Source organism: Streptococcus sp. HMSC065C01, assembly GCF_001813525.1.
GTDB classification, from domain to species: Bacteria; Bacillota; Bacilli; order Lactobacillales; family Streptococcaceae; genus Streptococcus; species Streptococcus parasanguinis_V.
In genome coordinates, this window is sequence record NZ_KV812856.1 from 96,746 (window position 1) to 115,540 (window position 18,795).

An 18,795-nucleotide genomic window follows, 5' to 3' on the forward strand; every position below is an offset into this window, starting at 1 on the left:
TAGAAATAAATGCTACTATGGGTGTGAACTAAATAAATTTTAAAGGAGCAGACTATGAGAAATTTTGCAAGTCCGTCACGTTACATTCAAGGGGAAAATGCCTTGTTTGAAAATGCGCAATCTATTTCAGAATTAGGGACTCACCCTGTTTTACTATGTGATTCAGTGGTTTATGATATCGTAGGGAAACGTTTTGAAGAATACCTTGGTCAAAATGGGCTTACGGTTTTGCCAGTCTTCTTTAATGGAGAAGCTTCTGACAACGAAATCAATCGTGTGGTTAGTCTGGCAGAAGAAAATGGCTGTGATTTGGTCATTGGACTTGGTGGAGGAAAGACCATCGATAGTGCAAAAGCTATTGCTGATCTTCTAAAATCACCAGTTGTGATTGCTCCGACCATCGCCTCTACAGATGCTCCCGTTTCCGCCTTGTCGGTTATCTATACGGATGAGGGTGCCTTTGAGCGCTATATCTTCTATTCTAAGAACCCAGAATTGGTCTTGGTGGATAGCAAAGTCATCTCTCAAGCACCAAAACGTTTGCTCGCTTCTGGAATCGCAGATGGATTAGCGACTTGGGTCGAAGCGCGTGCGGTAATGCAAGCCAATGGAAAAACCATGTTGGGTCAACGACAAACCTTAGCGGGTGTCGCCATTGCACAACGTTGTGAAGAAACCTTATTTGCTGATGGACTCCAAGCCATGGCTGCTTGTGAAGCCAAAGTCGTAACCCCTGCTCTTGAAAACATCATTGAAGCCAATACCCTTCTTAGTGGTATTGGGTTTGAAAGTGGTGGGTTAGCAGCTGCCCATGCCATCCATAATGGCTTTACAGCCCTTACTGGGGACATCCACCATTTGACTCACGGTGAAAAAGTAGCCTACGGAACGTTAGTTCAATTGTTCTTAGAAAACCGTCCGAAGGAAGAATTGAATAAATACATTCGTTTCTATCAACAAATCGGTATGCCAACCACTCTGAAAGAAATGCATCTTGAAACTGCAAGTTATGAAGATCTTCTCAAAGTTGGTCAACAAGCCACCATCGAAGGAGAAACCATCCATCAAATGCCATTTGAAGTGAAGGCTTCTGATATTGCCCAAGCCATCGTAGCAGTAGATGCCTACGTTCAAGGTTTAGACTAAATCAATATCTGTCATTCACAGATAATGTAGACAAACTGATTTTTTACATCAAACAAACTAATGGATGCCTAAAAAATTAAAATTAGATACTTTTTAAGGCTCATTAAAAAATACTTAGGAACTTTCCGCCGTGAGAAAAGTGCCTGAAAACAATTGTTTCAGGCACTCGGGAGTTTTGAGACCTTAGGCTCAAAACTAAGTCATGGAACTTCTTCGAAGTTCGCTGACGTCCGTACTCACCTAAGGAAAGTTTCTAAGATGGCTTTGTCGACAAACCAAGAACTCCCATACCTTATGGTAATGGGAGTTCTTTTCCTATTTTCTTCTTTTTGGATCGGTTTGTTTAAAGATCAGGTATAAAATTCCGGCAGGCAAGAAGCAGAAGAGCCACATAACATCGAGTCCCTTGCTTTTACTGCTAGAGGTCGTTGTTTTAGACTCACTTACGGCCACTCCCGCTTTAATACTTGGAGATACCTGTTGCAAGCCGTTCTGGACGACTAGGCGGTTATTTTCTAGTTTTAGCGCTGGCTTCGTCCCCTTCTTAACGGTCGCATAGAAGTCTTGCTTCAAGTGAATTGTCTTCCCGTCGATGGTATGATCGCCTGCAGAGAGGATTTTTTTATACTGGTAGTCTGCGAACATTTTCTCAGCCAAGGTATTCCCGATTTGATTGCGGTAGCTTTCGGCGATCTCGACATCGTAGTTCCCAACCCCCAAAATCACTTCGATAATCCGCTGTTTACCCCGCTTGGTTGTCGCGGTGTAGTTGTAGTCAGCAGTCGGGCTGGATCCAGTTTTGAGTCCATCTGTTCCTTTAAGGGCGAATTTTCCACCTTCGAGGGAAGTGTTGTAATTATCGTAGCTTTGCTCGTAAGGGGTTCCTTCCATGATCGTAGTATGAGCTTGCTTGGTGTATTCCAACATTTCTGGCAGGTCGTTTACGATGTGATAAGCCAGAATAGACATGTCCCGCGCTGTGATTTCGTTATTGGCATTGACGTCGTAGCGCTTAGGATTGTAGTAGCCCTGAAGGACCGAAATCATCGCCCCATTTGGATTGTGCCATTTGGTATGGCTCATCCCCATTTCTTGTGCGTACTGATTCATTAAGTCCAAAAACTTATCGGGATCATTGTCAGTAACGGCGTTGGCCAGCATAATCACGGCCGCACTGGAAGATGGAACAAAGAGCATCTTGATCAATTCAGATACTTTGTAGTCAACACCAGCTACAATAGGTGAGTTACTTAACAGATTGTTTTCCGAGATGGCTTGGTCTGCCTCTGTTGCTGTAACCACGGTATCATATTTGATCTTGCCTTCTTTGAGGGCCCGAAAGACTACATAGGCACTCATGAGTTTGGCCATGCTTCCTGAGTCCCGGACCGTGTCGATATTGTCTCCGTACAATATAGCTCCAGTATTGGCGTCGATGACGATGTCAGCCTTAGGCTTGTAAAAATCATCCAATACCAGTCCAGCATCAGCTGCGATTTTCATGACATCTTCTTGCTGGTAGATGTCGTCCGCAAAGGCAGTGGAAATAGGGCCTAATGTCAAGACTCCTACAAGGAGGGACAAGAGGCTGTGTTTTAGTCGTTTGTGTAAATGTTTCCCATAATTCATAGATTCCATTATATCATACAGGCCAGAGATTCAACTTGAAAAAATTCTAGAAAAAGTAGAAATTGAAAAAATAAAGAAAAAATAGAATAATTTCGCAGTAAAAGCGTTTACATTTCCCTAGAAAGTGCTATAATTTAAATTGAGTATAACATTTTTTACAATGAGGTGATTTATATGAACAAAGGGAAGGTACTCTTAGCGACCAGCGCTCTGCTTTTATCAGCTGGTGTACTGGCAGCCTGCTCAGGAGGAAAATCTGGAAGTTCCGGCGGACAGACTTTTAGCTATGTCTATACCCAGGATCCGGATACTCTCGACTATTCGATTTCTAATAAAAAATCGACTTCCGAGTTTACAGGAAATGCGATAGATGGCTTGTTGGAAGTGGACAAGTACGGGAACTTGATCCCATCGCTTGCTAAAGACTGGACTGTTTCCAAGGACGGCTTGACCTATACTTATAAACTCCGTAAAGGAGTCAAGTGGATGACTTCTGAAGGGGAAGAATATGGAGAAGTCAAGGCCAAAGACTTTGTCACAGGTCTCAAACACGCGGCAGACAAGAAATCACAAGCGATTTACTTGGTCCAAAAATCTGTCAAAGGCTTGGATGATTATGTTTCAGGGAAGACATCTGATTTCTCAACTGTTGGAGTAAAGGCTATTGATGATTATACCGTTCAATATACCTTGAGCCAACCAGAAAGTTTCTGGAATTCTAAGACTACGATGGGGATCTTGATGCCGGTTAACGAAGAGTTCCTGAAATCTAAAGGAGATGACTATGGTCAAGGAACTTCTCCATCTAGTATCCTATACTGCGGTCCTTATTTGATCAAATCTATCACTTCTAAATCTTCTGCGATATTGGAAAAGAACCCAACCTACTGGGATGCGGATAATGTTAAGATCAGTAAAGTGAAGCTGACCTATTATGATGGACAAGACTCAGAATCCTTGATTCGTGGATTTGATAACGGCGACTATACAGTTGCCCGTGTTTTCCCAAATGGTTCCAACTATAAGAGTGTAGAGAAGAAGCATAAGGACGACATTGTCTATACTGACCAAGGTTCCTCTACCTACAACCTTTCCTTCAACATTGACCGTCAGGCTTATGAAATCACAAAGAAGACTACTGATGCTCAAAAGACTTCAACCAAGAAAGCAATCTTAAATAAGGACTTCCGTCAAGCCATTATGTTTGCCTTTAACCGCAAGGCTTATGTAGCGCAAACTAACGGGGAAGCGGGTGCCAATAAGGTCATCCGTAATACCTTTACGCCACCAAACTTTGTCCAAATCGATGGCAAACAATTTGGGGATGCAGTAGAAAAAGACCTGGAAGCTTATGGGGATGAATGGAAAGGGGTCTCTGTCGCAGATGGAAAAGACACCCTCTACAATCCAAACAAGGCCAAAGAAGAGTTTGCCAAAGCCAAGGCAGACTTGCAGGCTCAAGGAGTTGAATTCCCAATTCATTTGGACCTTCCAACTTCTTCAACTTATACAGATGGGATCAAACAAGCTCAATCCTTTAAACAGTCAGTTGAATCTACACTAGGAGCAGAAAATATTGTCATCGATTTGAATATGATTTCTGAAGATGATCTTCAACGAGTGACTTACTTTGCTGAAAATGCTTCCCAACAAGACTGGGATCTAAACAATAACTTGGGCTGGGGACCAGACTATACGGACCCATCTTCTTACATCGACATCACCAGTGGTAAATCTGGTGAAAATGCCAATTCTTACTTTGGATTCGATGCTGGTACGGATAATGCGGCGGCAAAAGCAGCTGGCTTTGATGAGTACAATCAATTAATTGAGGACGCTCAAAAAGAAAACACTGATGTGAACAAGCGTTATGAAAAATATGCTGCGGCTCAGGCTTGGTTGACCGATAGCGCCCTCTTGATTCCGATTCATTCGGATGGGGCTTCTCCAGTCGTTCGTAAGACTGTACCATACTCTGCAGCCTTTGCTTGGACAGGCCACAAGGGTCAAACCTTTAACTATAAGTATTTAGAAGTTCAAGACAAGGTCGTAGCGGCGAAAGACTATGACAAAGCGCGTGAACAATGGAAGAAAGAAAAAGAAGAATCCAATAAAAAAGCGCAAAAAGAACTTGAAAAGCATGTGAAATAGACTTTTCTTAGCGAAAACAGGATGGACAGGTCCCGTATGGGACCTGTCTTTTTCTTTGTCTGAACCTTTAAAAATCGCCTAAAAATGGTATAATAGGAGCATCACGAAAATTGGAGAGACGCTATGAGTTTTTACGATCATAAAGAAATCGAGCCTAAGTGGCAAAAATACTGGGCTGACCATCATACTTTTAAGACAGGAACAGATGCTTCAAAACCTAAGTTTTATGCATTGGACATGTTCCCTTACCCATCTGGAGCGGGTCTGCACGTAGGACACCCAGAAGGATACACAGCGACTGATATCCTCAGCCGTTTCAAACGTGCACAAGGCTACAACGTCCTTCACCCAATGGGCTGGGATGCCTTTGGTTTGCCTGCAGAGCAATACGCTATGGATACAGGGAATGACCCAGCGGAATTCACAGCGGAAAACATTGCTAACTTCAAACGCCAAATCAATGCGCTTGGATTCTCTTACGACTGGGACCGTGAAGTCAACACGACAGATCCAAACTACTACAAATGGACGCAATGGATTTTCACCAAGCTTTATGAAAAAGGTTTGGCTTATGAAGCGGAAGTGCCAGTAAACTGGGTTGAAGAATTGGGAACAGCCATCGCCAACGAAGAAGTCCTTCCTGACGGAACTTCTGAGCGTGGAGGCTATCCAGTTGTTCGTAAACCAATGCGCCAATGGATGCTTAAAATCACCGCCTATGCAGAGCGCTTGCTCAATGACTTGGATGAGTTAGATTGGCCAGAGTCTATCAAGGACATGCAACGCAACTGGATCGGGAAATCAACTGGTGCCAATGTGACCTTCAAAGTGAAAGGAACAGACAAGGAATTCACTGTCTTTACGACACGTCCAGATACCCTTTTTGGGGCAACCTTCACTGTTTTGGCGCCTGAGCATGAACTAGTAGATGCCATCGTAAGTGCTGAACAAGCTGAAGCCGTAGCAGATTACAAACACCAAGCTAGCCTCAAATCAGACTTGGCTCGTACAGACCTTGCCAAGGAAAAAACAGGAGTTTGGACTGGTGCTTATGCCATCAACCCTGTTAACGGTAAAGAAATCCCAATCTGGATTGCCGACTATGTTCTTGCTAGCTATGGAACAGGTGCTGTTATGGCCGTACCTGCCCACGACCAACGTGACTGGGAATTTGCTAACCAGTTTGGTCTTCCAATCGTAGAAGTGTTGGAAGGTGGAAATGTAGCAGAAGCTGCTTACACAGAAGATGGCCTTCACGTCAACTCAGACTTCTTGAACGGTCTTAACAAAGAAGAAGCGATTGCTAAAATCGTGGCTTGGTTGGAAGAAAAAGGCTTCGGTCAAGAAAAAGTTACCTACCGTCTTCGTGACTGGCTCTTTAGCCGTCAACGTTACTGGGGTGAGCCAATCCCAATCATCCATTGGGAAGATGGAACTTCAACAGCTGTTCCAGAAAGTGAACTCCCACTTGTCTTACCAGTAACTAAGGACATCCGCCCTTCAGGTACTGGTGAAAGCCCATTGGCCAACTTGACAGACTGGCTGGAAGTGACCCGCGAAGATGGCGTCAAAGGTCGTCGTGAAACGAATACTATGCCACAATGGGCCGGTTCAAGCTGGTACTACCTCCGCTATATCGATCCACACAACACTGAGAAATTGGCTGACGAGGATCTCCTCAAACAATGGTTGCCAGTCGATATCTACGTAGGTGGTGCAGAACACGCTGTGCTTCACTTGCTCTACGCTCGTTTCTGGCATAAATTCCTCTATGACCTTGGTGTTGTTCCAACTAAGGAGCCATTCCAAAAACTCTTTAACCAAGGAATGATCTTGGGAACCAGCTACCGTGACCACCGTGGCGCTCTTGTGGCAACTGACAAGGTTGAAAAACGTGACGGTTCCTTCTTCCATGTGGAAACAGGGGAAGAATTGGAGCAAGCGCCAGCTAAGATGTCGAAATCCCTCAAGAACGTGGTTAACCCAGACGATGTGGTGGAACAATACGGTGCGGATACCCTTCGTGTCTATGAAATGTTCATGGGACCACTTGACGCTTCCATCGCTTGGTCTGAAGAAGGCTTGGAAGGAAGCCGTAAATTCCTAGACCGTGTTTACCGTTTGATCACAAGTAAAGAAATCGTTGCGGAAAACAATGGCGCTCTAGACAAGGTTTACAACGAAACTGTTAAGTCTGTCACTGAGCAAATCGAGTCGATGAAATTCAACACAGCCATTGCCCAACTCATGGTCTTTGTCAACGCGGCGAATAAGGAAGATAAACTCTATGTGGACCACGCTAAAGGCTTTATCCAATTGATTGCCCCATTTGCCCCTCACTTGGCAGAAGAACTCTGGCAAACAGTCGCAGCAACAGGTGAGTCAATCTCTTACGTAGCATGGCCAACATGGGACGAAAGCAAATTAATTGAAGACGAAATCGAAATCGTCGTTCAAATCAAAGGAAAAGTCCGTGCTAAACTCATGGTCGCAAAAGACCTATCACGCGAAGAATTGCAAGAAGTTGCTCTCTCTGACGAAAAAGTCAAGGCAGAGATTGATGGCAAAGAAATCGTGAAAGTGATTAGTGTCCCTAATAAACTCGTTAATATCGTTGTGAAATAAAAAATAAATCCTTCAGAGTTCAGCTCTGGAGGATTTTTGACTCTTCTTGACAAGAAAACGATATTTTGTTAATATCATTAACAAAAAGAAGGAAACTATGAATAAGAAAGAACTGCATAAGTTTAATAATCGTTTTAACAGCTTTGTTTTAGCCTTTGAACGGTTGAAAAAGGATCAGCACAGGAATAGTATTGATAAATCAATCACTATTAATGAAGTCCATTTGATTGATCTAATAGGTCGGAATCAGCCTGTGAATCTAGTGAAATTATCTGAGTTACTTGAAGTATCAAGGAGCGCTATTACTCAGAGTGTTAGACGTTTAACCAAGAAAGACCTCGTTGCTTTTGAATTTGCACAGGATAATGAAAAAAATAAATATCTGATATTATCCAAAAAAGGGGTTGAAGTTTTTAACATCCATAAAGAGCAGCAAGAACATATTGAAAAAGCCATTTTTTCAGTTTTAAGAAACTATAGTGATGAGGACCTTCAAATGGTTATGAAACTGATGGATGATGTTGAACAGGTATGGCGAGAATTACCGTGGTAAAAATCACGGTAATTTTAAAACTACATTGTTAATCACATTAACAAAAAAAGAGGAAGATATGAATATACAAATTGAACTTATCTCAGAGTCTGAGTTAGCAGACGAATCTTTTAATATTGTCATCAATGGCTTAAAACCAAGAGAAACATATCGAGTCGAGATGTACCTAACTGATTATTATTGTATCAATGCTCCCATGCTTTTAGCTCATGATGTTTTATGGAGATCAATAGGGACTTTTGTATCAGATAAGTATGGTATTATTGATATTTCACAAACTCCATCTTGTTCTGGCTCTTATGAAGGCATTTCAACAATGGGACTATTTTTTAATGCTAAGCCCTTGACCAATGAGAGAAAGAAACTTCCAAACTCTCTTTCTGAAATTCCCTTATTAGATCATTTTTTTGTGGATATCAAAATTATGCAAGAAAATACTATCATTGCAGAGAGAACTTTCACAAGACATTACATGAGTTCGCAAATTAGTCATCAAGATATTTACGGGAAATATTTTCAAGGGAGACTCTTCTATGATAAAAAGGCAATAAAAACACCAGCATTGATTATTGTGAGCGGTAGTGAAGGACGGATTGAAAAGGCACAGAATATAGCTCAGCTTTTATCTTCTAGAGGTTATATTTGCCTAGCAGTTGCCTACTTTGGTTTAGAGGGGTTACCAAAACATTTGGAACGTATTCCTTTAGAGTGCCTTGTGGAAGCAAAGGATTATCTACGTCAGCATCCCCAAGTAGATAGTGAAAAAATTGGAATCTATGGACGGTCTAAGGGAGCAGAATTCGTTTTAGCTGAGGAGAGCCTTTTTAATGACGTTCAATGTTTGGTACTAAATTCACCCTCTGATGTGGTATATGAAGGGATAAAAGGGAAATGGAACTCTCATACTTCTTCTTGGACGCATTTGCAAAAGGAACTTCCCTATCAAAAGTTTCGACTTGGAGATTATCTATTCAGTAAATTTTTTAGAAAAACCTTCCCCAAAGATTGCTCTGCTAGGATAGATATTGGTCAAATGCATTCACCAATCTTATTGCTCGGAAGTACTGTTGATGAAATATGGGATGCCTCGTCAGCGATTGATGATATTGTCTCACATTATAAAGGCCACTACATTACCTTTAAAAAATATCATGAAACAGGTCACATGTTGACAGTGGCTTATCAACCAAATCATCGTTATCGAAAAGATTGGCGTTTATTGATGAAAGAGAGTAAGGATTCTTGGTTGGCTACGATTCATTTTTTTGATAGGCATTTGAAGAAGTAATAAAATAGATTATAAATATGCTATAATAGTTCCAACTAAGATAAAAACACAGTTCTGGTTGGTAGTCCAGACGTAGGCAAGCCTATCAGTAACCTTCCTCCTTGGTTGTCCATTCTTAGGGATAGATTTAAGGAGGTGCTGTCGTGGAAACAATTTCAATTGGATTGCAGTTTATTTTGAAGATGGATTTTGGCATGGTTTGTTCGAACAAGTGTATCGAGAAACTTATCAAGTTTGTCGTGTGACATTTGGTCAGGAGCCAAAAGATGATGAAATTCTAGAGATCTTACAGACTCAGTTTACTCAATTATCTTTTAGTCCAGAAGCTATAGTTAAGCAACATGTAAAAATCAAGAATCCTAAACGATTACAGCGAATGGTGAAGAAACAAGTAAATCAGAAAGTTTCTTCCAAGTCGAAAGAACTATTGCAGTTGCAGTATGAGGAAAGGAAAAAGATTTCAAAACATCAATCTAGTGTCCAAAAACAATTGCTCAAACAAGAGAAATTCGAACGCAAACAGCAAAAACGAAGAGAGAAGCATAAAGGATATTAACCCTTATCTCTTTCATCAAAAAAGCCTCGGTAGGAAGAACCCTACCGAGGCTTTTTAACATGTTGAAAACGATTGTTGAATATCTGGATGATTTTCCCAATCAGCTCGATTGTAGCTTCCTGTAATGGTGTGCTCTTCAGAAAAGAGCAGAACCCGTTCCACAATCGGAGCGATTTGCTCGAAATGGTGGGAGGAAATCACAATCGTTTTTCCTGCTGTTTTGAGTTCTTGGAGCAAGGCGACAATCAGCTTCTGGTATTTTGGTGAGAGACCGTTAAAGGGCTCGTCAAATAGCAAGAGACTAGGATTCATGGTGAGGACACTAGCGATAGCGACTAGCTTCTTTTCCCCTCCGGAAAGATGGTAGGGAATACGATCTCTCAGGTGCTCAATCTCTAAAAGAGTGAGTGTATCATTGACGCGTTGTTCGATTTCAACTGCCGATAAGCCGAGTTGACGTGGGCCAAAAGCCAGTTCATCATAGACGCTTGTATTGAACAATTGGGTATCGCTGTTTTGAAAAATGAGTCCAACCTGCTGGAAGAGTTGCCCAGCACGATGGGGATCTTTCAAGAAGTCTTTGTCAATGGTCCAATCCTTGAAGTGGTACTGACCAGAAGACAGGGGCAAGAGCCCAACCAGAATTTTAAAGAGGGTCGATTTTCCAGCTCCGTTTGGGCCCATCAAGCCCACGGTTTCCCCTTGCTTGATCTGTAGTTGAATATCGTGGATTCCAATCTCATCTGTGTAGTGGTAATTTCCATCCTGAATGGTAATCATAGGGCTTCCTTTCTAGCCAAGTAAGGTCGTGAAGGTCGTGAGAACCGCCAATTCCAATAGGAAAAAGACGTCTTCCTTCTTCCAGTGGAAGGCTTCTTTGCGCTTTGTATCCATACCGTAGCCTCTCAGCAACATGGCCTCGTAGACCTCTTTGGTATGGTTCTTCGTTGATAGATACAGGAGACCCAGAAGAGAGCCAAAGAGATGGAGGTTCACTTTTTGACCAACGGTCCGGAGTTGGACGCACTCAATTTGTTGGTGAAGGTGTTTTCCCAAAATATAACTATATTTCAGCGTAATATCAATGGTCTGGACAAAGGTCTTGGGGACATGTAGCTGCCTTAGGGCCTCAACCAGTTGGATGCTTGTGGTAGTGGCTAAAAAGAGAGAAATATTGAGGACAATCATCCCTGCACGTAGCAAAAAGAGTCCTCCATTTTGAAATCCTTGAAATAAGATGCTAGGCAATATCACAATTGTGGAAATCAACAGCACCTTGAACAGGACCTTAAAGAGGTGGAGTAGGACCTCTCCAGGAAGCATGGCAATGTGCATTAACAAAAGGATGCCGATCAACCACAGTTGGATGGGATGGTGGGCAGTCGTAATGAGAATGGCTAAAATTAAAAAGGAAACGAGCCGCATCCAAGACGAAGTTTTGGCCTTGAATGCGGGCGTCGTTTGTTTCATTTTGCCAAGAAAGTGGCGCAATGTTTGAAGATTCATTTGTAAATAGTGATGGCTTTTTGAAGCTTCTAGAGTCGCTTGCTCTTGATGAAGCCAGTCAGGGAGTTTACGCATGAGAAGTCTTTTCTCCGTTCATTGATCGAATGATTTTACTGATGATATAGAAAATGAGAACAGCTGTAATGGCTGATAGGATATAGCCAATCGCAATTTTTGTTCCAGGAATGGTGTAATCACTGAACAAGGCTTCAAAAGAGAATCCATTTTTGATCCCTGTTGGGACTTTGCCATGAAGCAGGCTACCCAATTCTTCAGTAGACCATTCACCAAAAGCTGTCCCATCTGCGAGGAGTCCAAGTGGGCTGAGGACGATCAAAGCAAGGAGTACCCAGCGAATTTTTTTAACAAATGAAGTTGTATTGACTGTACTTGGTGTGTACAACTCTGCAGGAGCAACTTGTTTTACAAAACGGTAAATCACAACGGTGAAGAAGGCTTCGACCCAACCTGCGACAAGGAGGTGAGCACCCAACATAGCAGGCACCGTGATACTCAATCCATAAGGATTATAGAGTGGCTGACCAGCTTCTGACGCGATGAGGGGTTGCAAGCCCAATTCAACACCAGCTAAGAAGGCAGCAGCATTGATCGAAAGAAAAGAACCGATAATAACGCCAAGCGTTTCCTGATGGTGCTTGCGGAACAAGTTATAAATAGCATAGCCAACAAAAGGCATCACAATGGCCATGTTGAAAATATTGGCCCCAAGAGCGAGAATCCCTCCGTCACCAAATAAGAAGGCCTGTAGGAGTAAGGCAACTGTCAGCGCTAGAGAGGCCGCATAGGGACCTATGAGAATGGCAAGAAGGGTCCCTCCGACAGCGTGAGCGGTCGTTCCACCAGGAACAGGAACATTAAACATCATCAATAAGAAGGACAAAGAAGCAGCAATCCCAAGCATCGGCGCTAGCTCTTTATTTTCTTTTAATTGGACCTTGACTTTTTTGATGGACAAGACAATAACAGGCGCAGCAGCAACCGCTAAAACTGCACAACTTGCAGGACTAAGGTAATTATCTGGTATATGCATAACAAATTCTCCATTAGTATGATTTAATTTCGTTAACAGATTACCACATTATAAAATCAGGTGTCGTTGCAAAACGAGTCCAACATTTGTTACACTTGCTAGAAAGAGGGAGAAAAAACTAGTTTGAAGGGCTAGAAAGGCTTTTTAAGGTGAATTTAGATAAAATTATTGGTTCCATATCGAAATAGTTGACAGATGTAACGAACAGTGATACAATGACTGTGATATTTCGATATAGAAATAAAAAGGAGACAAAATGGACAAGATGCAAGGGGGCTACCAAGCTTTACAAATACGCTTGTTAAATGGGCGTATCTTTCAAAAACTCTTGAGCAAGGAACCAGATGCCCAATACCGAAGTGAACAGGGGAAAATTTTAACGATTTTGTGGAAGCAAGAGTTGGGGTGCGCTACTGCGACCGATATCGCTCTTGCGACGGGTCTAGCTAATAATACCTTGACCAGCATGGTTAAGAAATTGGAAGAACAAGGCTTGGTTACGATTCAACCTTGTACGCAGGATAAAAGGAAAAAATATATTTCTTTGACAGACCTCGGTTGGGCGCAAAAAGAAATCGGTGACCGCGTTAGTAAAGAGTTGGGTGAGATTTTCTACCAAGGATTTTCGGATCAAGAAATTCAAGAATTTGAAGCCTATCAAGAGCGGATTATCACAAATCTAAAAGCTAAAGAAAATGACATCTAGGGAAAGGAGGCAACAGTTATGATTGGAATTACAGGTGTAACAGGGAAATTAGGTTCCTATGTGTCTGATCTTGTCGATAAAAAAGGAATTGCTTCTATCCATCTGGCAAGAAGTCCAGAGCGGGCAACAGTCTACGCGTCAGCGGAAATTCGTAAGATAGTGTATGCCAATACACCAGAGGTGGTTGAGGCCTTAAAGGGTATTGATATCTTGTTGATGATTTCTGCTCGGGAAAATCCAGAGCGTGTCAAGGAGCACAAGGAGTTTTTGGATGCTGCAAAACTAGCAGGGGTGCAACATATTGTTTATACCTCCTTTTATGGGGCAGATGAGAAGGCAACTTTTACCTTGTCTCGAGATCATGCCCAGACGGAAGCCTATATCAAGGAGTTAGGGTTCACCTACACTTTTTTGAGAGATAATTTTTACTTGGACTTCTTGATTGATATTGCACTTGAAAATGGAGAGATTCGTGGTCCGGCCGGTAGTGGCCTGGTATCAGCTGTTGCCCGTAAGGACACATCTAGGGTTGCAGCAGAGATTCTTTTAAATCCTAAGGAGTGGGAAAATCAAACCTTGAATCTGACAGGGCCAGAGGATCTTTCCATGGAAGAAATCGTAGCGCTTCTCTCAAAAGAGACGGGTGTCGCCATCACGTATGTAGATGAATCGGTAGAAGAAGCTTATGAGTCACGGAAAAAATGGCCAGCACAAACATGGGAGTACGATGCCTGGGTCAGCACCTATACAGCGATTAAAGCTGGAGAACAAGCTGGGGTTTCTACAGATGTCGAAAAAGTCCTAGGGCATCCAGCAAGCAGCCTATTGGATATTCTAAGAGACAGAAAACTTATTGAGGAAAAATATGATTGAATACAAACATGTAGCCTTGCGCTATACAGAAAAGGATATTTTAAAAGATGTCAATCTCCGCATTGAAAATGGAGAATTTATGGTGCTAGTGGGTCCTTCAGGATCTGGAAAGACCACCATGCTCAAGATGGTCAATCGTCTCTTGGAGCCGACTGATGGCAATATCTATATGGATGGAAAACGTATCAAGGACTATGATGAACGGGAGTTACGTCTCAGTACCGGCTATGTCCTTCAAGCCATTGCCCTATTTCCAAACTTGACGGTTTCGGAAAATATAGCTCTTATTCCTGAGATGAAGGGCTGGAGCAAGGAGCAAATCGCTTCGAAAACAGAAGAACTCTTGAACAAGGTAGGCCTGCCCCCTGCAGATTATGCCCATCGTTTACCAAGCGAGCTATCTGGTGGAGAGCAACAACGGATTGGCATTGTGCGAGCTATCATTGGGGAACCAAAGATTTTATTGATGGACGAACCTTTTTCAGCCTTGGATGCCATCTCCCGTAAGCAGTTGCAGGCTCTTACCAAAGAATTGCACAAAGAATTCGGCATGACGACCATCTTCGTAACCCATGATACGGACGAGGCCTTAAAATTAGGGGATCGGATTGCAGTGCTGCAAGAAGGAGAGATTGTACAGGTAGCGGATTCTGAGACCATTCTTGCCCAGCCAGCCAACGACTTTGTCGCAGATCTATTTGGAGGTGCTCACCATGTCTAAACTACTTGCAACCTTTCAAGAACGCTTTGGGGACTGGCTCGCTGCACTGGGGCAACATTTGCAACTGTCATTACTGACCTTGCTCCTTGCGATTTTTCTAGCTGTTCCTCTAGCTATTTATTTGAGTATCCACAAAAGAACAAGCAACTGGGTTTTACAGATAGCTGGGATCTTCCAGACCATTCCTTCCATGGCTCTTTTGGGCCTCTTCATTCCTATTATGGGAATCGGGACGCTTCCGGCCATAACAGCTCTTGTCATCTATGCCATTTTCCCCATCCTTCAAAATACCATTACCGGTTTACAAGGGATTGATCCAAGCCTTGAAGAAGCAGGAATCGCCTTTGGGATGACCAAGTGGGAGCGACTCAAGAAGTTCGAGATTCCCTTGGCCATGCCCGTCATTATGTCTGGGATTCGCACGGCAGCCGTGATGATTATTGGGACAGCTACCCTAGCTGCCTTGATTGGAGCAGGGGGACTTGGTTCCTTTATCCTCCTAGGGATTGACCGCAATAATGCCAGTCTGATTTTGATCGGTGCCCTATCTTCTGCCTTCTTAGCTATCGCATTTAACCTTCTTCTCAAATGGATGGAAAAGGCCAAATTGCGGACCATCTTTGCGGCTTTTGCTGTGATGGTTATTGGATTAGGAGCTTCTTATACACCAAGTCTTCTTCCAAAACCGAAGAAAGAAAATCTGGTCATCGCTGGAAAGTTAGGACCAGAACCTGAAATTCTCGCCAATATGTATAAGATCTTGATCGAGAAAAATACAGATATGACAGTGACCGTCAAACCGAATTTTGGCAAGACCACCTTCCTCTATGAAGCCCTGAAAAAAGGGGATATCACTATCTATCCAGAGTTTACAGGTACGGTGACCGAAAGTCTCCTCAAGCCAGCACCACAAGTCAGTCATGATCCAGAAACAGTCTACAAAGCTGCCCGAGATGGGATCAAACGACAAGACGACCTGGCCTTGCTCAAACCTATGGCTTATCAAAATACCTATGCTGTTGCAGTCCCTAAAAAGATTGCCCAAGAGTATGGACTCAAGACTATTTCAGATTTGAAAAAGGTGGAAGGACAACTCAGGGCAGGCTTTACGCTTGAGTTTAACGACCGAGAGGACGGAAACAAAGGCTTGCAGAAGATCTATGGTCTCAACTTACAAGTCTCCACCATGGAGCCAGCCCTTCGCTACCAGGCGATCCAGTCTGGGGATATTCAAATAACGGATGCCTACTCAACAGATGCCGAGCTGGCTCGTTATGACCTGGTGGTCCTTGAAGATGACAAGCAACTCTTCCCACCTTATCAAGGGGCGCCCCTCATGAAAGAAGCTCTTCTTAAGAAACATCCCGAATTAGAAGCTGTTCTCAATAAGTTGGCGGGTAAAATTACGGAAGCCCAGATGAGCCAGATGAACTACCAAGTCGGAGTAGAAGGCAAGCCTGCTGCTAAAGTAGCGCGTGACTTTTTGGTAAAAGAAGGGTTGATAAAAAATTAACAAACCATTCTCAAGTCTTTGCACTTGAGAATTTTTTAATAGAAAGCAATTTTATATCCTTTCAGCAAGCTTTTGGGGTAGAGGGATAGACCTTCTCTTCAAAAAATCTCCATTGAGTCTGGCTTAAAATTGTGTTACAATAAGCCTTGAAAATGAATGAAAGTATATGGAAAAAGTATGAAAAAACAACCAGTGATTGGAATTACAGGAAATGAAAGACCCTTCCCGGATGATCCAGACGCGAACATGAGTTATGCGGCGACTGGTTTTGTCGAAGCGGTCAAAGAGGCAGGAGGGATTCCATTGATCTTGCCAATTGGAGATGCGGCCTTGGCCAAAGACTACATATCGATGATTGATAAGCTCATCATCACCGGTGGACAAAATGTCTTGCCCAAGTTTTACGGAGAAGAAATCACCATTGATAGCGATGACTACCTCTTAAAACGTGATCTTTTTGAGTTGGCCTTGATTGAGGAAGCGCGTGCGGCTAAAAAAGCGATCTTTACCGTCTGCCGTGGAACCCAGCTCTATAATGTCGCTCTAGGGGGAACTCTGCATCAAGATATTGAACACCATTGGCAGGACAATCCAGGTCAGTACACTAGCCAAGAGTTGGTGACCAAGGATCAGACGGTCCTGCAAGAGATCTATGGTAAGACCAGTCGCATCAATTCTTTCCATCATCAAAGTATTAAAGACTTGGCAGATGGCTTAGAAGTGATCGCGCGGGATCCTAAAGATGACATCATAGAAGCCGTTCAATCCACAGATGAGAGCCGTTTCCTCGGCGTTCAGTGGCATCCGGAACTGCGTTTTGACAAGAGTCCAGCAGATCGCAAGCTCTTTGATTATGTCGTGAATGAATTATAATGAGGACCAGCTTCCTTAGGAATTTTTCCTAAGGGGCTTTTTCTTTAATCTGCGTAAGAAAGACTGTAAATTGTGCCTAGGTTTTGGGGGAGGATGCGCTACAATAGAGCTAGTAGAATGAGGAGGATTAGGACATGTATCAATTTCCAAAGGATTTTTTATGGGGGAGTTCGACCTCGGGCCCTCAAACGGAAGGACGTCTATCTCAGGATGGAAAGGGAGACAATCTCTGGGATTACTGGTATAGGATCGAGCCCAACCGCTTTTATCAAGGGCAAGGACCAAAGAAAACATCGACTTTTTATGAACACTGGGAAGAAGATTTGGATCTCTTGTTAGAAACCGGCCATACTGCCTTTCGGACCTCTATCCAGTGGTCCCGTATTTTCCCAGAAGGACGAGGGGAGATCAACCAAGCAGGCGTTGATTTCTACCGTCGTGTCTTTGAAAAGATCAAAGAAAAAGGGATTCATCTCTTGGTTAACCTCTATCATTTTGATTTACCGATGGCTCTTCAAGAGCAAGGGGATGGTTGGGAAAATAAAGAAACTGCCTATGCTTATCAGGAATATGCGCGTTTTTGTTTTAAGACCTATGGGGATCTGGTCGATCAGTGGATCACCTTTAATGAACCCATTGTGCCTGTGGAGTTTGGTTATTTTTATGATGCCCATTTTCCTCATAAGGTAGACGCAGCAGCAGCAGTTAAAGTAGCCTACCACACCCAGTTGGCAAGCTCTCTAGCAGTCAAGGCCTGTCACGAGGTGGATCCTAACTATCGTATCGGGATTGTGCTCAATCTAACACCGGCCTATCCTCGGAGCCAGCATCCAGAAGATGTGAAAGCTGCGCGCATTGCCGAGCTCTTTCAAGCCAAATCCTTCTTAGATCCATCTGTTCTTGGTCATTATCCTGAAGAATTAGTGGAGATCCTACGGGAGCGTGATCTCTTGCCGGATTATGATCCTTTTGAATTGCGCTTGATCGAGGAAAATACGGTGGATTACCTAGGGGTTAACTATTACCAACCACTCCGTGTGGCGGCTCCTCGTTATGCTCCAAATCCAGCATCTCCCCTACTCTTTGAACAATTTTATGAACCTTATGTTATGCCAGGCCGCAAGATCAATCCCCACCGTGGTTGGGAAATCTATGAGCAAGGCTTGTATGACATTGCCCAAAATATCAAGGAAAACTATGGCAATATCGAGTGGATCCTGACCGAAAATGGGATGGGGGTTGAAGGAGAGGAAAAATTCCGCAAGGATGGCGTGATCCAAGACGACTACCGGATTGACTTTGTCAAAGACCATCTTCGTGAGCTCCACCGGGCTATTCAAGATGGTGCTAACTGTAAAGGTTATTTGATCTGGACCTTTATTGACTGTTGGTCATGGCTCAATGGCTACAAGAACCGCTATGGCTTAGTTGAGTTGGATCTCGAAAGTCAAAAACGAACCCTCAAAAAATCTGGTCATTGGTTCCGTAAGTTGAGTCAGCGGAATGGATTTGAAGAGTAGAAAAAGCAACCTATCAACCAAGATGTTGATAGGTTTTTCTTAACCCTCCCTTAACTAGACCAATTTTCTTGAATTTCCTAGTTG

At 43.1% G+C, this 18,795-nt stretch carries 15 protein-coding genes and 1 pseudogene; 12 read left to right on the forward strand and 4 right to left on the reverse strand.

Annotation, left to right across the window (positions count from 1 at the left end):
* Nucleotides 1-54: 54 nt before the first annotated feature.
* Nucleotides 55-1,146, forward strand: coding sequence for a glycerol dehydrogenase (locus HMPREF2918_RS05045; RefSeq protein WP_070594751.1), 1,092 nt, complete (start codon nucleotides 55-57; stop codon nucleotides 1,144-1,146).
* Between the two features lie 315 nt (nucleotides 1,147-1,461).
* Here the strand turns inward: HMPREF2918_RS05045 and HMPREF2918_RS05050 are convergent, their stop codons facing one another.
* Entirely contained in the window at nucleotides 1,462-2,784 is a 1,323-nt protein-coding gene (locus HMPREF2918_RS05050) for a DUF1958 domain-containing protein (RefSeq protein ID WP_070594752.1), read from the reverse strand.
* 165 nt (nucleotides 2,785-2,949) lie between these two features.
* On the opposite strand from HMPREF2918_RS05050, the gene HMPREF2918_RS05055 reads away from it, so the two are divergent.
* From HMPREF2918_RS05055 to HMPREF2918_RS05075, 5 genes and pseudogenes are all read left to right on the forward strand, one after another.
* A complete protein-coding gene (locus HMPREF2918_RS05055) occupies nucleotides 2,950-4,926 on the forward strand; it encodes a peptide ABC transporter substrate-binding protein (protein ID WP_070594753.1) in 1,977 nt (658 codons plus the stop codon).
* Nucleotides 4,927-5,049: 123 nt separating this feature from the next.
* Complete coding sequence (leuS, locus tag HMPREF2918_RS05060; protein ID WP_070594754.1) at nucleotides 5,050-7,551, forward strand: leucine--tRNA ligase; 2,502 nt, start codon at nucleotides 5,050-5,052, stop codon at nucleotides 7,549-7,551.
* Nucleotides 7,552-7,648: 97 nt separating this feature from the next.
* Nucleotides 7,649-8,104 (forward strand): MarR family winged helix-turn-helix transcriptional regulator, encoded by a 456-nt coding sequence (locus tag HMPREF2918_RS05065; protein WP_070594755.1) that lies wholly within the window; start codon nucleotides 7,649-7,651, stop codon nucleotides 8,102-8,104.
* Nucleotides 8,105-8,162: 58 nt separating this feature from the next.
* Nucleotides 8,163-9,392: an acyl-CoA thioesterase/bile acid-CoA:amino acid N-acyltransferase family protein gene (locus HMPREF2918_RS11345; protein ID WP_049491037.1), complete on the forward strand. Its 1,230-nt coding sequence runs from the start codon at nucleotides 8,163-8,165 to the stop codon at nucleotides 9,390-9,392.
* Nucleotides 9,393-9,535: 143 nt separating this feature from the next.
* Nucleotides 9,536-9,948 (forward strand): annotated as a pseudogene (locus HMPREF2918_RS05075) (YjdF family protein).
* Nucleotides 9,949-10,002: 54 nt separating this feature from the next.
* On the opposite strand, the gene HMPREF2918_RS05080 reads toward HMPREF2918_RS05075, so the two are convergent.
* From HMPREF2918_RS05080 to cbiM, 3 genes are read right to left on the reverse strand one after another with little or no spacing between them, the layout of a single operon-like run.
* The gene (locus HMPREF2918_RS05080) at nucleotides 10,003-10,728 is read right to left on the reverse strand and encodes an energy-coupling factor ABC transporter ATP-binding protein (RefSeq protein WP_070594757.1); all 726 of its coding nucleotides are present in this window, start codon (nucleotides 10,726-10,728) and stop codon (nucleotides 10,003-10,005) included.
* Between the two features lie 12 nt (nucleotides 10,729-10,740).
* Nucleotides 10,741-11,529 carry an energy-coupling factor transporter transmembrane component T gene (locus tag HMPREF2918_RS05085; protein ID WP_049522963.1) on the reverse strand — a complete coding sequence of 263 codons (789 nt, stop codon included), beginning with the start codon at nucleotides 11,527-11,529 and terminating at the stop codon, nucleotides 10,741-10,743.
* The gene (gene cbiM, locus HMPREF2918_RS05090; RefSeq protein ID WP_070505343.1) at nucleotides 11,522-12,505 is read right to left on the reverse strand and encodes a cobalt transporter CbiM; all 984 of its coding nucleotides are present in this window, start codon (nucleotides 12,503-12,505) and stop codon (nucleotides 11,522-11,524) included. Before cbiM ends, HMPREF2918_RS05085 begins: the two co-directional genes overlap by 8 nt.
* A 256-nt stretch (nucleotides 12,506-12,761) precedes the next feature.
* Here cbiM and HMPREF2918_RS05095 point away from each other — a divergent pair, with 256 nt between their 5' ends.
* The 6 genes from HMPREF2918_RS05095 to HMPREF2918_RS05120 all read left to right on the forward strand — a co-directional run bounded on the left by HMPREF2918_RS05095 (nucleotide 12,762) and on the right by HMPREF2918_RS05120 (nucleotide 18,711).
* Complete coding sequence (locus HMPREF2918_RS05095) at nucleotides 12,762-13,211, forward strand: MarR family winged helix-turn-helix transcriptional regulator (protein ID WP_070594758.1); 450 nt, start codon at nucleotides 12,762-12,764, stop codon at nucleotides 13,209-13,211.
* 18 nt (nucleotides 13,212-13,229) lie between these two features.
* On the forward strand, nucleotides 13,230-14,084 hold the full coding sequence (locus HMPREF2918_RS05100) for an SDR family oxidoreductase (protein WP_070594759.1): 855 nt from the start codon (nucleotides 13,230-13,232) through the stop codon (nucleotides 14,082-14,084).
* Entirely contained in the window at nucleotides 14,077-14,805 is a 729-nt protein-coding gene (locus HMPREF2918_RS05105) for an ABC transporter ATP-binding protein (protein WP_070594760.1), read from the forward strand. The genes HMPREF2918_RS05100 and HMPREF2918_RS05105 overlap by 8 nt, the downstream gene beginning before the upstream one ends.
* Nucleotides 14,798-16,318 carry an ABC transporter permease/substrate-binding protein gene (locus HMPREF2918_RS05110; RefSeq protein WP_070594761.1) on the forward strand — a complete coding sequence of 507 codons (1,521 nt, stop codon included), beginning with the start codon at nucleotides 14,798-14,800 and terminating at the stop codon, nucleotides 16,316-16,318. Before HMPREF2918_RS05105 ends, HMPREF2918_RS05110 begins: the two co-directional genes overlap by 8 nt.
* Nucleotides 16,319-16,495: 177 nt before the next feature.
* The gene (locus HMPREF2918_RS05115) at nucleotides 16,496-17,191 is read left to right on the forward strand and encodes a gamma-glutamyl-gamma-aminobutyrate hydrolase family protein (RefSeq protein WP_176745985.1); all 696 of its coding nucleotides are present in this window, start codon (nucleotides 16,496-16,498) and stop codon (nucleotides 17,189-17,191) included.
* A 134-nt stretch (nucleotides 17,192-17,325) separates the two neighbouring features.
* Nucleotides 17,326-18,711 (forward strand): glycoside hydrolase family 1 protein, encoded by a 1,386-nt coding sequence (locus tag HMPREF2918_RS05120; RefSeq protein WP_070594763.1) that lies wholly within the window; start codon nucleotides 17,326-17,328, stop codon nucleotides 18,709-18,711.
* The last annotated feature ends 84 nt before the right edge of the window (nucleotides 18,712-18,795 follow it).

Coding starts and splice junctions, on each gene's coding strand:
- cbiM (WP_070505343.1), bottom strand. CDS start 12,505: ATGCATATACCAGATAATTACCTTAGTCCTGCAAGTTGTGCAGTTTTA.
- HMPREF2918_RS05050 (WP_070594752.1), bottom strand. CDS start 2,784: ATGGAATCTATGAATTATGGGAAACATTTACACAAACGACTAAAACAC.
- HMPREF2918_RS05115 (WP_176745985.1), top strand. CDS start 16,496: ATGAAAAAACAACCAGTGATTGGAATTACAGGAAATGAAAGACCCTTC.
- HMPREF2918_RS05095 (WP_070594758.1), top strand. CDS start 12,762: ATGGACAAGATGCAAGGGGGCTACCAAGCTTTACAAATACGCTTGTTA.
- HMPREF2918_RS05085 (WP_049522963.1), bottom strand. CDS start 11,529: ATGCGTAAACTCCCTGACTGGCTTCATCAAGAGCAAGCGACTCTAGAA.
- HMPREF2918_RS05100 (WP_070594759.1), top strand. CDS start 13,230: ATGATTGGAATTACAGGTGTAACAGGGAAATTAGGTTCCTATGTGTCT.
- HMPREF2918_RS11345 (WP_049491037.1), top strand. CDS start 8,163: ATGAATATACAAATTGAACTTATCTCAGAGTCTGAGTTAGCAGACGAA.
- HMPREF2918_RS05065 (WP_070594755.1), top strand. CDS start 7,649: ATGAATAAGAAAGAACTGCATAAGTTTAATAATCGTTTTAACAGCTTT.
- leuS (WP_070594754.1), top strand. CDS start 5,050: ATGAGTTTTTACGATCATAAAGAAATCGAGCCTAAGTGGCAAAAATAC.
- HMPREF2918_RS05120 (WP_070594763.1), top strand. CDS start 17,326: ATGTATCAATTTCCAAAGGATTTTTTATGGGGGAGTTCGACCTCGGGC.
- HMPREF2918_RS05110 (WP_070594761.1), top strand. CDS start 14,798: ATGTCTAAACTACTTGCAACCTTTCAAGAACGCTTTGGGGACTGGCTC.
- HMPREF2918_RS05055 (WP_070594753.1), top strand. CDS start 2,950: ATGAACAAAGGGAAGGTACTCTTAGCGACCAGCGCTCTGCTTTTATCA.
- HMPREF2918_RS05080 (WP_070594757.1), bottom strand. CDS start 10,728: ATGATTACCATTCAGGATGGAAATTACCACTACACAGATGAGATTGGA.
- HMPREF2918_RS05105 (WP_070594760.1), top strand. CDS start 14,077: ATGATTGAATACAAACATGTAGCCTTGCGCTATACAGAAAAGGATATT.
- HMPREF2918_RS05045 (WP_070594751.1), top strand. CDS start 55: ATGAGAAATTTTGCAAGTCCGTCACGTTACATTCAAGGGGAAAATGCC.